Origin of the sequence: Ramlibacter sp., assembly GCF_035548915.1 — a bacterium.
Taxonomy (GTDB): Bacteria; Pseudomonadota; Gammaproteobacteria; order Burkholderiales; family Burkholderiaceae_C; genus Ramlibacter.
Genome location: NZ_DASZSE010000051.1, coordinates 84,975 through 99,239, shown reverse-complemented (window position 1 = coordinate 99,239; position 14,265 = coordinate 84,975). Strand labels below are relative to the sequence as shown.

At 68.4% G+C, this 14,265-nt stretch carries 13 protein-coding genes; 3 read left to right on the top strand and 10 right to left on the bottom strand.

Annotated features, from left to right (window positions below):
• Positions 1 to 13: 13 nt before the first annotated feature.
• The 4 genes from amrS to gshA all read right to left on the bottom strand — a co-directional run bounded on the left by amrS (position 14) and on the right by gshA (position 4,701).
• Entirely contained in the window at positions 14 to 1,090 is a 1,077-nt protein-coding gene (gene amrS / locus VHA82_RS22950) for an AmmeMemoRadiSam system radical SAM enzyme (protein ID WP_325547499.1), read from the bottom strand.
• The gene (amrB, locus tag VHA82_RS22945) at positions 1,087 to 2,481 is read right to left on the bottom strand and encodes an AmmeMemoRadiSam system protein B (protein ID WP_325547498.1); all 1,395 of its coding nucleotides are present in this window, start codon (positions 2,479 to 2,481) and stop codon (positions 1,087 to 1,089) included. The genes amrS and amrB overlap by 4 nt, the downstream gene beginning before the upstream one ends.
• A gap of 119 nt (positions 2,482 to 2,600) precedes the next feature.
• On the bottom strand, positions 2,601 to 2,867 hold the full coding sequence (gene infA, locus VHA82_RS22940) for a translation initiation factor IF-1 (RefSeq protein WP_325547497.1): 267 nt from the start codon (positions 2,865 to 2,867) through the stop codon (positions 2,601 to 2,603).
• Between the two features lie 280 nt (positions 2,868 to 3,147).
• Positions 3,148 to 4,701: a glutamate--cysteine ligase gene (gene gshA / locus VHA82_RS22935; protein WP_325547496.1), complete on the bottom strand. Its 1,554-nt coding sequence runs from the start codon at positions 4,699 to 4,701 to the stop codon at positions 3,148 to 3,150.
• 230 nt (positions 4,702 to 4,931) lie between these two features.
• Between gshA and VHA82_RS22930 the strand changes: the two genes are divergently transcribed.
• Both VHA82_RS22930 and VHA82_RS22925 read left to right on the top strand, forming a co-directional pair.
• Complete coding sequence (locus VHA82_RS22930) at positions 4,932 to 5,261, top strand: hypothetical protein (RefSeq protein WP_325547495.1); 330 nt, start codon at positions 4,932 to 4,934, stop codon at positions 5,259 to 5,261.
• Positions 5,262 to 5,311: 50 nt separating this feature from the next.
• A complete protein-coding gene (locus tag VHA82_RS22925; RefSeq protein WP_325547494.1) occupies positions 5,312 to 5,785 on the top strand; it encodes an SRPBCC family protein in 474 nt (157 codons plus the stop codon).
• Positions 5,786 to 5,954: 169 nt separating this feature from the next.
• Here VHA82_RS22925 and VHA82_RS22920 read toward each other — a convergent pair whose 3' ends face one another.
• Complete coding sequence (locus tag VHA82_RS22920) at positions 5,955 to 6,608, bottom strand: M15 family metallopeptidase (RefSeq protein WP_325547493.1); 654 nt, start codon at positions 6,606 to 6,608, stop codon at positions 5,955 to 5,957.
• A 48-nt stretch (positions 6,609 to 6,656) separates the two neighbouring features.
• Complete coding sequence (locus VHA82_RS22915; RefSeq protein WP_325547492.1) at positions 6,657 to 8,363, bottom strand: ClcB-like voltage-gated chloride channel protein; 1,707 nt, start codon at positions 8,361 to 8,363, stop codon at positions 6,657 to 6,659.
• A 96-nt stretch (positions 8,364 to 8,459) separates the two neighbouring features.
• Here VHA82_RS22915 and VHA82_RS22910 point away from each other — a divergent pair, with 96 nt between their 5' ends.
• Positions 8,460 to 9,275 carry a class I SAM-dependent methyltransferase gene (locus VHA82_RS22910; protein WP_325547491.1) on the top strand — a complete coding sequence of 272 codons (816 nt, stop codon included), beginning with the start codon at positions 8,460 to 8,462 and terminating at the stop codon, positions 9,273 to 9,275.
• A 27-nt stretch (positions 9,276 to 9,302) separates the two neighbouring features.
• On the opposite strand, the gene VHA82_RS22905 is transcribed toward VHA82_RS22910, so the two are convergent.
• The 4 genes from VHA82_RS22905 to VHA82_RS22890 form a co-directional block, all read right to left on the bottom strand.
• Complete coding sequence (locus tag VHA82_RS22905; RefSeq protein WP_325547490.1) at positions 9,303 to 10,241, bottom strand: hypothetical protein; 939 nt, start codon at positions 10,239 to 10,241, stop codon at positions 9,303 to 9,305.
• A 185-nt stretch (positions 10,242 to 10,426) separates the two neighbouring features.
• Complete coding sequence (locus tag VHA82_RS22900; protein WP_414708689.1) at positions 10,427 to 13,189, bottom strand: transglycosylase domain-containing protein; 2,763 nt, start codon at positions 13,187 to 13,189, stop codon at positions 10,427 to 10,429.
• Between the two features lie 160 nt (positions 13,190 to 13,349).
• Complete coding sequence (locus tag VHA82_RS22895) at positions 13,350 to 13,790, bottom strand: helix-turn-helix transcriptional regulator (RefSeq protein ID WP_325547488.1); 441 nt, start codon at positions 13,788 to 13,790, stop codon at positions 13,350 to 13,352.
• A 57-nt stretch (positions 13,791 to 13,847) separates the two neighbouring features.
• Complete coding sequence (locus VHA82_RS22890; RefSeq protein WP_325547487.1) at positions 13,848 to 14,150, bottom strand: hypothetical protein; 303 nt, start codon at positions 14,148 to 14,150, stop codon at positions 13,848 to 13,850.
• Between the last annotated feature and the right edge of the window lie 115 nt (positions 14,151 to 14,265).

Sequence of the window (14,265 nt, the reverse complement as noted above, 5' to 3'; positions counted from 1 at the left end):
GGCCCCATGGCCCTCAGGCCGCGAGGCGCACCGGAATTCGCCGCGAGCCGAAATTGCCCGCCTTGGCCTCGAACCGCCCCGCGACCGCGTGGCCGCAATGAGGACAAGCGCCGCCGGCCGTGAGGTGGTAACCCTCGATACGGTACCAGTCCCGCTCGATCAGCGCCGCATGGCAGCCGGGGCAGAAGGTGGTGTCGCCTTGCGCGTTGTGGACGTTGCCCGTGTAGACGTAGCGCAGACCTTCGCCGATCGCGATTTCGCGGGCGCGCACGAGCGTCGAGACGGGCGTGGCGGGGATGTCGCGCATCTTGTAGTCGGGATGGAACGCGGTGAAGTGGATCGGCACCTCGGGTCCGAGTTCGCGCATCATCCAGCGGCTGAGCTCGCCGATCTCGCCGGCGCCGTCGTTCAGGCCGGGAATGAGCAGCGTCGTGATCTCCAGCCAGCAATCGGTCTCGTGACGAATGAAGGCGAGCGTGTCGAGCACCGGCGACAGGTGCGCACCCGTCTGGCGGAAGTAGAACTCCTCGGTGAATGCCTTCAGGTCGACGTTGGCCGCGTCCATCTTCGCGTAGAAGGCCTTCGCCGCGTCCAGACGCATGTAGCCCGCCGTCACCGCCACGGAATGCACGCCGTGCGCATGGCACGCATCGGCCGCGTCCATCGCGTACTCGGCGAAGATCACCGGATCGTTGTAGGTGAAGGCCACGCTCTTGCTGCCGCAGGCGAGCGCCGCGCGGGCGATCTGCTCGGGCGACGCCTGGTCCATCAGGCGGTCCATGTCGCGCGCCTTGCTGATGTCCCAGTTCTGGCAGAACTTGCAGGCGAGGTTGCAGCCCGCGGTGCCGAACGAGAGCACGCTCGAGCCGGGGTAGAAGTGGTTCAGCGGCTTTTTCTCGATCGGGTCCACGCAAAAGCCCGACGAACGCCCGTAGGTCGTGAGCACCATCGCATCGCCCTCGCGCATGCGCACGAAGCAGTGGCCGCGCTGGCCTTCGTGCAGCTTGCAGTCGCGCGGGCACAGGTCGCACTGGATGCGGCCGTCGTCCAGACGGTGCCACCAGCGGCCCGGAAAGCTCGATGCGCTCACTGCCTGGCCTCCTCCACCTCCACCCACTTCGACACGGTGTAGCGTTCCAGACGGATGTGGGGGTCCCAGTACCGCGGTGCAAGCCCGGCCTTGCGCTTCAGGTGCTCGAGGAACTCGGCGGGCTCGGCGATCTGCTCCCACACCTGAGGCAGGAAGGTCGCGCGGCGGCCGGCCGCGTTCAGCACGATGCCGTCGATCCCGCGGCGCAACTGGCGGATGGCGTCGCCCTCGTCGCGAAAGGCGATCGGTTGCGGCACAGAAAGCAGCGACACCTCGATGCGGATCGCATCGAGCTCGCTTTCCTGCAGCGGCGCGAAGCGATGATCGTGCAGCGCCGCGGCCACGGCGTTGTGCTTCACGTCGGCAAGAAGTGTGCGCCGCGCCTCGAGGCTGCCGATGCAGCCGCGCAACTCGCCCGCCGCACTCTTGAGCGTCACGAACGTCGCGCCGGGCAGGCCGAGCCACGCGGCATGCTCGGCGGCGGCGTGCGCGCGGCCGAGCGCCTGCGAAATCGCGGAACGCGCGATCGGCAGCAGCGTCGCTCCCGCGTCCTCGGGGACTTCAGCCCCGGCGTCGCGCGGCAGCTCGCGCTTGCCTTCGCGCGGATCGAACGCGAGCGACGCATAGCCGACCACGCGCGACTTGTCGCCCGCCGTGTCGCCCGAATTGCACAGCTTCAGCAGGCGCGGCTGCAGGCCATGCCGAGGCGCCGCGAGGAGCAGGCCGTTCACGGGCGTCGCGCCGCAGGCCTGCTCGTGATGGAGGTTCGGCGTGCCGCGCAGCATCGTGCGCACGGTCGCGTCGTCGATGCCGCGCGCCTCGGCGTAGGAGTGGTAGTGCGAGAGGTCCGAGCTGATGACGATCACCGTCTCGTCCGCGCCCCAGAGCTCGTCCAGCACCTCGGCCGCTTCCCCGGGCGTCGCGTCGCCCACGGCCAGCGGCAGCAGCAGGAAGTCGCCGAGCACTTCCTGCAGGAAAGGCAGCTGGACTTCCAGCGAATGCTCCATCGCGTGCGCACCCGGGCTCAGCACGACTTGCGGCAGCCGGGCGGCCAGCCGCATGGCTTCGGCATCGAGCGGGATCGTGCCGAGCGGTGTCTCGAACGCCGTCGCGCCGGGCAAGGCGAGGCCGCGCACGGGAACGCGGTGCACCGGCCCGAGCAGCACGACGCGGCGAATCGTGCCTCGGCCGGGCGCGAGTTGCGCGAAGGCTTGCGCGGCGGTCGAGCCCGAATACACGTAGCCCGCGTGCGGCACGATCACCGCCTTGGGCCACCGTGCGCCTTCGTGGGGGCGTGGGACGGCTTGCAGATAGCCCTGCACCGCGCGGCGCAGCGCTTGGGGGTCGCCCGGATAGAACATCCCGGCGACGGCGGCGGGTCGGACTTCCATGGCCAACGCTCCGGAGGTCGAGGGAAACGGCCGCAGCTTAGCTCGGCATCCGGCCGTGCGCCAGCCGGGCCGTGCCGGCCAGCGTCAGGCAAGCCGGCCGCACCGGCGGGAAAGACACTTCAGCGGCGGAAATGCGCGGGCCGCGTCGGCGGCGGGCCGCTCCTTTCGGGCAGGTGGCGGAACATGATGCGGCCCTTGGTGAGATCGTAGGGCGAGAGTTCCAGCGACACGGTGTCGCCCGCGATGATGCGGATGTGGTTCTTGCGGACCTTGCCGCCGGTATAGGCCACGAGTTCGTGGCCGTTGTCGAGCACGACGCGATAGCGCGAATCGGGCAGCACTTCGGCCACGCGGCCGCGCATTTCGATGAGTTCTTCCTTGGCCATGCAGCTCCGGGCGTCTTCGCGCGGCAGGCCCCGGGGCCGCCGCGCAGGTTGAAAGGGGACGGTGGGCCGGCCGTGAGGGCCGGGACTGGGGCGAAACCGGAACGGTGCCGTTTCGCAAGGCGACCAGGCGAGGTTCCGGGAGTCGGGGCTTCGCGAGGCGGGCCCGCAACAGCGCATTGTAAGCTGGCCCGCCCCTTGCGTGCGCAGTGGGGGCTTGCGCATTGGCCCTGCCCTGGGTCTGGCTCTGGCCCTGGCCCTGGCCCTGGCCCTCTCCCTCTCCTCAGACCGCCGCGAGTGCCGTCGTCACAGCCTCTTGCGTGAGCTCCAGCCGAGCGGGCGAGATGTACTGCTGCCGAAACACTTCGAACGGCACGGTGTCCGCCGCTTCCACGGCGGCCTGCTCGGCCACGGACTGGCGGGCCAGCGCTTCCATCTTCGCGTGCAGCGCGCCCGCATAGGGCAGCTTCAGGAGCTTGGCCTTCGTTTCGGCCGAGCGCGCGCGCGCGAACGCGACGAACGAATCGTCATGGTCACGCGTCATCGCTTCCAGCACGCGCGCCGAAGGCAGCATCTCGGGCGCGACGAGCATCGCTTCGGCGGCACGCAGCGTATCGGCATGGTCGGTGGTCCCGTGAACCGCATCGAGCGCCGCGGCCACCGGCCGACAGTCCGAAAGAATCTCCGAGGCCCAGTCGACGAGCTTCGCGTCGCGGCCGTCGCGCTCGAGCGTGAGCCCCGGCTCGCGGCCGAAGGCCGCCGTCTTGTGCTGGTTGCGCCCGAGCGCGGCGATTTCCTGCGGCGAATCCGGCGGGCTTTCCGAGAGCAGGCAATGCAGCAGGAAGACGTCGAGAAAGCGCATCGTCTGCGCCTTGATGCCCACCGGCACGAACGGATCGAGGTCCATGAGCCGCACTTCGACGTATTCGACGCCGCGTTCGCGCAGCGCGTGCAGCGGGCGCTCGCCCGGGCGGATCACGCGCTTGGGCCGGATCGTGCCGTAGAACTCGTTTTCGATCTGCAGGAGGCTCGTGGCGAGCTGGTTGTACTCGCCGCCCGGATTCATGATGCCGATCGCTTCGTATTGCGGATACGGCCGCGTGAGCGCGTCGTGGAGCGACGCGGCGTAGCCTTCGAGGCTGTTGTAGCTCACCGCGAGGCTCGCTTGCGCTTCGCTCTGGTAGCCGAGGCGTCCCATGCGCAGCGACGTGCCGTGCGGCATGTACATGGTGCCGTTGCGAAGCGGCCGCAGTTCATGCTCGCGCCCCGCGACGAACGTACCGCAGAGCGCGGGCGACGCACCGAAGAGGTAGAGCAGCAAAAAGGCGTGGCGGCGGAAGTTGCGGATGAGGCCGAAGTAATCCGCATCGCTCGTGCCCGGGATCGACCAGTTGTAGTGGATGCCCGAAATCGTCTGCATGCGCCGGCCGTAGCGGTGCGCGAGACCCATGCGGTAGACGCTCTTCGCGCGCCCCACGTTGGAGGAGCCGTAGCGCCCGATCGGGATGTTCTCGTCGGCCGGCAGGATGCAGGGCATGCTGCTCACCCACAGCATCTCCTCGCCGAGCGCGCGGTAGGTGAACTGGTGGATGTTCGTGAGCTCTTCCAGGCACTGCTCGACGCTCGCGTGCACGCCCGTGATGAGCTCCAGCTGCGACTCGCTGTAGTCGGTGGTGATGTTCGGGTGCGTGAGCGCGCAGCCGAGCGCCGCGGGATGCGGCGTGAGCGCGAGGGCGCCGTCGGCAGCGACGCGCAGGCTCTCCTTCTCGATGCCGCGGCGCATGCCGGCCAGGCGTTCCGGCGCGAGGCTGGCGAGTCGGGTCGGAAGGTTGCTCATGAAAGGACTTGTCTCCCGTATTGTTGGGCCGCACGGTACCACGGACGGCGAATTCGTGCATGGCTCCGGGGAAGCCGGATTCTGTTAGGCGATTGTCGCCGCGGCGCACTGGCAGAGCACACGTAGAGCACTGGCAGAGCACACGTAGAGCCCAGGCTCTAGGCCTTTAGGTCGCGAGCCCTAGGGCCCCTGCGCAGAATCGGCTCTGTCCAGCAACACAGAGGGTCTTCATGAGCACCGATTTCACCGAACTCGCCACCCGCCTCGTCGACGGATTCGACGTCACCGCGCACCGCGCCATCGAGACCTGGCGCCTTTCGAGCGAACGGCTCGGCGATGCCGCGAAGGCAAGGTGGGATGCCGCGCTGAAGGAATCGAGCCCGCGGCTCGACGCCGAAACGCGCAGGAATGCGAAGCACCTGCAGCAGGTGTGCGGCGGCTACTACACGCGCGGCGTGGAGATGACCGCCACGGGTGCCTCGATCGCGATCGACACGCTCGTGCAGGCGGCGCGCGCCGGTCTCGATCGGGTCGCGGCCCGGACCGCGGCTCGCGCCTGAGCGGCAAACCAGCCACAATAGCCCGCATCGGCAACGACGAGGAGACGCGCATGGCCATCACGGTCGGCATCGAGCTGGGCTACGAATTCGACGTGAAGGCGAAGCCCGAAGAGGTCTTCGCGCTGCTGGCCGACGTGCCCGAATCGGTTTCGCATTTTCCGAAGGTCGACAAGCTCACCGACATGGGCGAGGGCGTCTACAAGTGGGAAATGCAGAAGGTCGGCACGAAGCAGGTGAACATCCAGACCGTGTACGCGAGCAAGTACGTGAGCGACGAGGCGAAGCGCACCGTGAAGTGGGCGCCCGTGAAGGGCGTGGGCAACGCGCTCGTGGGCGGCAGCTGGAAGATCACCGACAACAAGGGCAAGTCCACCAAGTGCGTGCTGAAGATCGACGGGACGGTGGACGTTCCCCTGCCCGCGGTCATGAAGGTGATCGTGGAGCCCGTCGTGGCCGGCGAATTCGAGAAGCTCGTGGAGAAGTACATCGAAAATCTCTGCGCGGCCCTCGGCGGAGAAGTCTGAGCGGGCCACCTCGCCACTTCGCCGGTGAGCACGATCAGCGTGGGCTCGACGGCGCAAGCGCAAGAGGCGTTCAGGCGCGAGCTTGCGAAGTACGCGGCGCTCGTGAAGAAGGTCGGTCTGGAGCCGCAGTGAGGCGACGCCGGGATGTCCGCTCGGCATCCCGGCGGATTCAGGGCCGCGACACCGGTCCGTAGATCGCCTTCGGCGCGCCGCTCATCCAGGCCCAATACCGGTCCCCGTACGAGTAGTGCCACCACTCGCGCACGTAGTTCACGAATCCCTCGGCCTCCATCCGCTCGCACAGCATCAGGCGATTGGCTCTCGCCTCGGGCGTGAGGTCCTCGTGCCGCGTCTCGCAGAAACGCGCATCGACGCGGACCCAGTCCTTCGCTTCCATCCCGAACTCGATCACCGAGCCGCTCTCGTCGACGATCTCCACGTCCACGGCGCCGCCCGTGCTGTGCGGCGGGATGTTGGGCGTGCCGTCGAAATGCACCGGCGGTGCGATGAGAAGGCTCGCTTCGAGATGCACCTGGCGCGGCGTGAAGCGCGGATGCGCGATCGCGACGCGCGCCTTTTCCTCCTCGAACAGGCGATGCTGCACGGCCGCGCTGCGAAGCCCCTCGTAGAGCCGCAGCGACAGCCCGCGGGGCAGGTTCTCCTGCACCCGCAGCAGCTTCTCGTAGACCGTGCGGCGCACCCAGCGATAGTCCGGCTCGGTGAGCGGCGTCTCGGGGGGCGGCCCGATCAGCAGGCCACCCTCGACCGCGACGTCGACCAGCGGCTCGCCGCAATCCTCGACCGGAATCTGGTTGTGACTCATGACGGCGCGAGCTTACCGCGCGGCGGGCCGCCGCGGTCATCCTTCCGCTCAGGCGACGGCCACCTGGTCGCGCAGCATCAGGACGAGGTCGGTCTTCGCGATGTGCCCGGCCAGGCGCCCCGCCGCATCGAGCACGGGCAGACGCTCGCCGGGATGGTCCTCGAAGACGCGCAGCACTTCCCACAAGGGCATGTCCATCGCGAGGCGCGGATAGCCGGACTGCAGCAGCTGGGGCGGCCAGGGCGCGCCAGCGTCGTGCGCCTCCTTCAGCAATCCCACGAGATCGTGCATGGCGATGGCGCCGAGGAAGACGCGCCCGGCATCCACCACGTAGACGTGGCGCCACCGGCTTTCCACGAGGCGCTGCTCGACCGCTTCGATGCTGTCGCCGGGCACGACGGTGATGCTCTCGTCGCGCACGAGGTCGCGCGCCGTCGCGACGCGGGGATCGGCCACGGCCTTCGCACGCTGCGACGACGCGTAGATCGAATCGGGCCGGATGAGGCGCGAAAACGAGAAGGCGAGCACGCACGCGAGCATGAGGGGTGCGACGATGCCGTAGTTCTCCGTCATCTCGAAGATCATCAGGATCGACGTGAGCGGCGCGTGCGTGCTTGCTGCGAGAAAGGCGCCCATGCCGATCGCGGCGCCCGCGGGCACCGGCAGCGCGCCCGGCCAGAACGCATCGGCCGCGAGCGCGAAGAGTCCGCCGCTCGCCGCGCCGACGAAGAGCGTGGGCGTGAAGATGCCGCCGACCGCGCCCGACCCCGTCGTGGCCGCGACGGCCGCGAGCTTGAGTGCGAGGACGATGACGAGACCTTGCCAGACCCAGTGGCCTTGCAGGATGCCGTTCACGACGCTGAAGCCGTTGCCCCACACCTGCGGCGCCTGCAGCGAGAGCAGGCCCACCGCCAGCCCGCCCGCGGCGAGCTTCAGAGGCAGCGGCACGCGCCACGCGGCGAATGCCGCCTTCGACAGATCGAGCAGGCCGAGGTAGACCGGCGCGCACACGCCTGCGAGAAAGCCGAGCACGCCGCATGCCCCGAGCGCGGCCCCCGTGGGTGACACGGGCGGCATGGTGTAGAGCGGCTGCGTGCCGACGAGTGCCGCGACCGTCGCATGCGCGCACACGGATGCGATCAGGAGTGCGGCGAGCGTCTCCGTTGCGAGCGATTGCAGCACGATCTCCGCGATGAAGAGCGCCCCTGCGATCGGCGCGCCGTAGGCGGTCGCGAGGCCCGCCGCCGCGCCGCAAGCGACGAGCAGTCGCCGCCGTGGAACGGGCATGCCGAGCCACCGAGCCACGACCGAGCCCGTCAGCGCGGCGAGCTGCACCATCGGACCTTCGCGCCCGATCGCACCGCCGCCGATGACGCTGCACGCGGAAGACAGTGCGCGCAGAAGCGAACTCGCCACCGGCAGGTCGCCCCGGCCGAGCACCGTGGCTTCCATGTAGTCGCCATGGGGCGTGCGCTGAGGCAGGCGGCGCAGCGCGACGAGCACCAGCCCCGCGAGCAGGCCGCCCACCGCGGGCGCGACGAGCCGGTGCCACCACGAGAGCGACTCGGCCGCTTCGACGAGACCGCCCGCGGTGCCGTACAGAAGCGTTTCCACCGCGCCGAGCGCGATGCGGAACCCGAGCGTCGCGAGCGCACCCGTGAACCCCACGAGTGCCGCCCACGCGAGCGTGCGTTGCCAATCGCTGGGCCGCAGGCGCTCCAGGAGCACGACGGCGAATTCGAGTGGTTTCTTCATGCAGGCCCGAGCGTAGCGCCTTCGCGATGCTTCTCCTGCGGAAGCCCTGGCGCCGCCGCATTACACTCGCCGCAGCCAACGACGAAGCACGCGTCCATGTCCATCCTTCTCACGATGCTGCGCAACATGAGGGGCTCGCTCTCCAAGCCCGCCGCGCAGGCCCCGACGGCCGAAACGCTTCCGCATCCGCAGCCGCCTTCTGAGCCCCCGGCACCGACGGCGGCCACCATCGCAGGCTCGCCCCGGGAGCCGTCGCCGGACCGCATCTATTCCCTGGACACGACGCCTCCCATCGACTACGAGCCCGGCTTCGACATCGACTACGCGAGCGCCACGCTCACCGACATCGCGGACCATTACAAGACCGACAAGGGCAGCATCAAGCACCGCTACACGCTCGTGTACGAGCAGTATTTCGAAGGCATGCGCGGCGCGCCGATCGACCTCATGGAGATCGGCGTGGCCTGCGGCTCGTCGTTGAAGACCTGGGCGAAATACTTTTCGCGCTCGCGCGTGGTCGGAGTCGATATCCGCGACGCCTGCAAGTCACTCTGCAAGGGCTGGCCGCAGATCGAGATCATGATCGCCGATGCGACCGCGCTCGACACGCAGCGCATGTTCGACGTGATCATCGACGACGGCTCGCACGTGAGCCTGGACATCGTGCAGGCGTTCGCGCATCTCTGGCCGCGCGTGAAACCCGGCGGTTACTACGTGATCGAGGACCTGCGCTGCACGCACGATGCGCACTACCAGCGGATGTTCACGTTCCCCAAGGACCCCGCGGCTTTCGATCGCAGCCACTTCGCGCAGTTCGCCGACGCGGCGCTGCGCGACATGGACAACGGCGAGGGCGACATCGACTTCATGCACTTCTGGCGGCAGATGTGCTTCGTGCGCAAGCGCGGCTGATCGCGCCGTCGCGTCTTGCGGCCGCGCTCAGCCGCCGGTCTTCAGGAAGCCGGAGGCCGGCGAATTGAGCGCTTCCATGCGGCCTTGCGCGCGCATCTCGCGCACTTCGGCCTCCAGCGTCTGCGCTTCGCGCGCGCCCTGCGCGGCGTTGCTGATGTGGCGCCGCGTCTCGATCGGCAGCTTGGCCGTGTTCAGGCCGTTCCACTGCGAGCGGCCCTTGGACGAGAGGTTGTAGTAGACCGACAGGCCCTCGCGCAGTTTCGCCGTGTACATGGCAGGCGACAGTTTGAGGCCCTGCAGCTTGCGGGCACTCCAGAGCGCCGCGTCCTTCAGGTGCAGCGCCATCACGTGCACGGACTCCACCGGATCCTGCGGATTGCTGAGGCCCAGCGCCTTGGCCGTCGCCGGCTCGAACTGCGCGATGCCGAGATTGGGCGTGCCGTCCTTGCTCGCTCCCACGCGCGGAATCCACGAAGTCTCCGCGTTGATGATGCCGTAGACGTCGGCGAAGCTCAGACCCACCTGCGCGAGCCCGGCGCGCCGCGCGGCCGACTGCACGAGCATCAGGCGCGACAGCATGTCCGGCGTCTTCAGCTCGGTGTTGCCCAGGCGCACCGGCACCCAGTTGAGCCGGGAACGCAGCTGGCTGTAGTAGGCAGCGTCGCGCGGCGGGACGGTGTCGGTCACCTGCTGCGCCGTGCGCGATTGCGTGCCGGTCACGGCGATCATCTGCTGCGATGCAGGGTTCGTGAGATTGTTCCCGAACACGGGAAGCTCTTGCGTGAATTGCGCACGCACCCGCACATCGCCAGCGGGCGCATCGGGCTGCACACGACCTGAAGAAACGGGGTTCGCGTCGGCCTTGGCGAGCGCCGGCAGCGACGCGCCGTGTATCCCCGTGGCCACGAAGCCGGCGAGCGCGAGCGCCGTGGCGGATGAAGCGATGCTCAATCTCCTGTTCGTCATGGGTCCTCTTGTTTTCAAGCGAACCCGACAGACCTGCTCGGCGTAGGAAAAGTTCGATCCGTTACAAGGTCTCGTCCTACATCGCAGGACACGCCGCTGGCTCAGCAGCGCAATGCTGCGCATAACCGCGCTTGCCCGTGGATGAGGAGCGACACTGCCGAGGCAGCGTGTCAGACGAACGACAGCTACTGGCTGCCGGCTGAGTTGGCGAAAGCCGAACCCGTCGCGCTTCCGACGGCCGGAGACGCCGCGGCATCGGAGTTAACGGCGCCGGAGAAATTGCTTTGGGACAAATGTTCCTGCGGCGTGACGGAATCACGCGTTTGCGTCGTCTCGGCGCGCGCGTGCGCGGAGCCGGTGGCCACCGATGTGGAATTCGTCGCGCCTGGCGCGGCGGAGACGATGCTCGCGGACGGCACTGGCGTCCATGAGCTCACTCCCGGCAGCTTGTCGATCGCGGCAGGCGGCGTTCCGAGAGCCGGCTGAGGCATGCGGCCGCGCGCGCTGGGGGCGGCGACCTGCACGTCCACCGGCGCGCTTTCGGGCTGGCTTCGCAAAGCGGGAATCGTCGCATCGGGCGCGCGCGGCGCGGGAGCGCCGACGATGACGGTCGCCGCGCGCTGAGCGGGCGTCGACGGCATCGCCCCGGAGTCGGGCAGTGGCTCGGGAGCCGGCATCGCCTGCTGCTCGGGCGGCATGGGCGCGCTCGGCACCTGTGGCATGGCCGGCATGGGAGGCGCGGGAGGCGGCTCGGGAACAGGCGTCGGCTGCGCGACGGCTGCCGAGTCATTTCCCGAGCTCTGGAACATGCTGTTCCACCAGTCGTTCACTTTGCCCACGAGCGGGTCCCACATGCTGCCGCCGCCGTTGGGCGCTCCCTTGCTCATGTCCTTGGGCACGAGGAACGCCGCCTTGGCATCGAGCGTTCCGTTCTTCAGCGACTGCTGCAGGAAGTCCCCGACCACGAAGAGCGCGTTGTGCGCGCCCTGCCCCCAGTACTCGTCGTGCATCGTGATGCGCGCGTCGTTGAAGCCCATCCACGCACCCATCACGAGTTGCGGATGCATCGCGATGAACCAGCCGTCGGTGTAGTTCTGCGTCGTGCCCGTCTTGCCCGCGAGGTCCACGCTCGCGGGAATGCCGAAGCGCGGGCGCAGACCCACGCCCGTGCCCTCGTCGATCACGCCGCGCATCACGTCCAGGAGCGTCTGAGCCACTTCCGACGGGATCGACTGCTCCGGCAGCTTCGGGCGGAACTCCTCCAGCACGTGGTGGTTGCGGTCTTCCACGCTGAGCACCACGATCGGCTCGATATAGCCGCCGTTGTTGGCGATCGTCGCGTAGCCGCTCACCATTTCGCGCAGCGTGACGGGGCTCGTGCCGAGCGCGAGCGAGGGCACCTGCTCCAGGGGACTCTGGCGCACGCCCATGGCCCGCGCGACCTGCGCGACGCGCGCGGGGCCCACTTGCTGCATCACCTGCGCGGTGATCGTGTTCTTCGACTTCACGAGCGCTTCGCGCAAGGTCATGGGCTGGTTCGTCACGCCGTGGATGTCGCCGGGGCTCCAGAACTGGTTGCGATCGACCTGGATCGTCGTGATCTGGTCGATGAACGTGTCGGTCGGCCGCGCGCCCGCTTCGAATGCGGCGGCGTAGACGAAGGGCTTGAAGGTCGAGCCCGGCTGGCGGCGCGCCTGCGCGACGTGGTCGTACTTGTCGTCCTCGTAGTCGCGGCTGCCGACCCAGGCCTTCACGTAGCCGTTCGTGGGATCGATCGCGAGGAAGCTCGCTTCGAGGCGCGTCTTGTCCTCTTTCAGCGACTTCATGAACTGCTTGTCGGCTTCGAGTTTCGCGAGCGCCTCGGAGTCGCTCATGCCGGCTTCGCGGTCGGCCTTGTATTCGGACGATTCGCGCACGAAGGTCCCGAGCAGTCCCGCGTTGAGCTGCACCGGGACTTTGCCCTGCAGTTCGCGCGCGCGCCGCGCGACGGCCTCGTTGGCCACCTTCTGCATGCGCGAGTCGATCGACGTGCGCACGACGAGTCCGTCCGCATAGATGTCGTAGTCGTGGCGGTCGGCCCAATCGATGAGCCAGCGCCGGATGTTCTGCGCGAGGTGCGGCGCCATGCCCGCGAATTCGGGCAGCCGCTCGAAGTCGAGCCGAAGCGGCTTCTTCGCGAGCGATTCGAATCTGCCCGCGGGAAGCTTGCCGTACTTCACCATCTGCGCGAGCACCGTATTGCGCCGCTGCACCGCGCGTTCCGGGTTCAGCACGGGGTTGTAGTAGCTCGTGCCCTTCAGCATGCCCACGAGCGTCGCGGCCTCGTCGGCATCGAGCTTGTCCGCCTTCTTGTCGAAATAGGTGCGCGCCGCCGCGTCGATGCCGTACGCGTTGTAAAGGAAGGGAACCGTGTTGAGGTAGGTCTCGAGGATCTCGTCCTTGCTGTAGACCGCCTCGATCTTGAAGGCGGTGATGAGCTCCTTGATCTTGCGGGTGATGGTCGGCGCGCGGCCCACTTCCTCGGGGTACAGGTTGCGCGCGAGCTGCTGCGTGATCGTCGAGCCGCCCTGCCGGTCGCCGCCCGCGGTCGCCATGAGAGCGGTCAGCGTGCGCTTCGCGTCGAAGCCGTGGTGCGCGTAGAAGCGGTGATCCTCGGTCGCGAGCAGCGCGTTCACGACGTTGGGCGAAATGTCCTTCAGCTTCACCCAGTCGCGGTTCGCGCGCTTGAAGACCGCGAGCTCCTTGCCGTCCGCGGTCAGCACGACCGTCGGCTGTTCGAGCTTGGCCCGGCGGATGTCGCCGATGCTCGGCGTGAAAGGATAGAGCGCGAGTGCGTACGCGAGCGCGAGCGCGGGAAACGCGAACACCGTACGCCATGGATGGTGGCGAACCGCCGCCGCGAGACGGCGTGCGAAGTGTCCGGCGCGTTGGATGGCGGGGTGAGTCATGCTGCCGCGACTGTAAAAGCCCGGCCCTGCCTCGACCTGTAGGACGCCGCAGTGAAGCGTTGGCGGGCTTCAGCCTGCACGGAGGCGCACGGTGCGCGCGAGGCGCACAATGCGCGCGATTTGCGTGAAGGGCGCCCGCGTCCTCGTTCGTGACCGCGCGTCAGCGCCTTTGCAGCTGCTCCAGGCGCGCGTTGGCTTCGCGCTTGCCGAGCGACCGCACTTGCGCGATGGCCTGCAGCTGCGCCGTGCGCGGACGGGCGCTGCCTTGCTCCCACTTGTAGATGGACTGGCCGGTGACTCCGACCAGCGCGCCGAAGTCCGCGGCCGAGAGGCCCAGGCGCTTGCGCTGCGCCGCGAGGCGCGAGGGGCTGAAGCGCAGGCGTCGTTCGGGCTCGGCGTCGTCGGCGCGGACGCTCGCTCGCCCGTTCGCCTTCGACAGCAGCTTCAGTCGCCGTTCGAGTTCCTTCACGGTGCGTTTGAGCGCCGCGATGTCCGCGCGGTACTGCACGGACGATTTCTTGAGGGTATCGGTTTCCGACCGGACTTCCTTGCGCGCCAGCCGGGCGATCTCCGATTTGAGGACGGTTGCGATGTTGGGCATAACCCCGGATTGTGCTTCATCCGGGGCACCGTCCCCAAACAGGGGGGTGAGCGGGTATCAGGCGCTCAGCTCGGGCTTCAGATCCTCCAGCGGGATCAGGCCCTGGTCGCCGTCTTCGTACATCAGGTGCGCGGAGTTTCCGACCACGTGCCAGCACGCCTGGAACTGCTGTCCGCCCACGACGGCGGTGGCCGCCTTGTACTCGGTCTGGGTCTGCGGCTCGAGCCGCGCGAGCACGAGCTCGCTCGTGCATTTGCCTTCGCTCAGGCGCACGCTGTCATCGCCGTTCCTCGCGACGAGGTCATCGGCAAACACGGGGGCCGCGACCAGGGCGGCACACACGAAGAGGGCGATCTTCATATCGGGCTCCAATGCTGTGAGCGGCTCAGGAGGAATCCGCTCTGTGCGCATGTTGCGCGCGCGCCCCCTCGCGGGTTGTAGGACGAAGGGCGCAGCACTCGTCGCCGCCGTGCCT

Bases quoted from the DNA above. Each gene is read 5' to 3' on its own strand.
- amrB (WP_325547498.1), bottom strand. From the start codon at position 2,481: ATGGAAGTCCGACCCGCCGCCGTCGCCGGGATGTTCTATCCGGGCGAC.
- infA (WP_325547497.1), bottom strand. From the start codon at position 2,867: ATGGCCAAGGAAGAACTCATCGAAATGCGCGGCCGCGTGGCCGAAGTG.
- gshA (WP_325547496.1), bottom strand. From the start codon at position 4,701: ATGAGCAACCTTCCGACCCGACTCGCCAGCCTCGCGCCGGAACGCCTG.
- VHA82_RS22930 (WP_325547495.1), top strand. From the start codon at position 4,932: ATGAGCACCGATTTCACCGAACTCGCCACCCGCCTCGTCGACGGATTC.
- VHA82_RS22925 (WP_325547494.1), top strand. From the start codon at position 5,312: ATGGCCATCACGGTCGGCATCGAGCTGGGCTACGAATTCGACGTGAAG.
- VHA82_RS22920 (WP_325547493.1), bottom strand. From the start codon at position 6,608: ATGAGTCACAACCAGATTCCGGTCGAGGATTGCGGCGAGCCGCTGGTC.
- VHA82_RS22915 (WP_325547492.1), bottom strand. From the start codon at position 8,363: ATGAAGAAACCACTCGAATTCGCCGTCGTGCTCCTGGAGCGCCTGCGG.
- VHA82_RS22910 (WP_325547491.1), top strand. From the start codon at position 8,460: ATGTCCATCCTTCTCACGATGCTGCGCAACATGAGGGGCTCGCTCTCC.
- VHA82_RS22905 (WP_325547490.1), bottom strand. From the start codon at position 10,241: ATGACGAACAGGAGATTGAGCATCGCTTCATCCGCCACGGCGCTCGCG.
- VHA82_RS22900 (WP_414708689.1), bottom strand. From the start codon at position 13,189: ATGACTCACCCCGCCATCCAACGCGCCGGACACTTCGCACGCCGTCTC.
- VHA82_RS22895 (WP_325547488.1), bottom strand. From the start codon at position 13,790: ATGCCCAACATCGCAACCGTCCTCAAATCGGAGATCGCCCGGCTGGCG.
- VHA82_RS22890 (WP_325547487.1), bottom strand. From the start codon at position 14,150: ATGAAGATCGCCCTCTTCGTGTGTGCCGCCCTGGTCGCGGCCCCCGTG.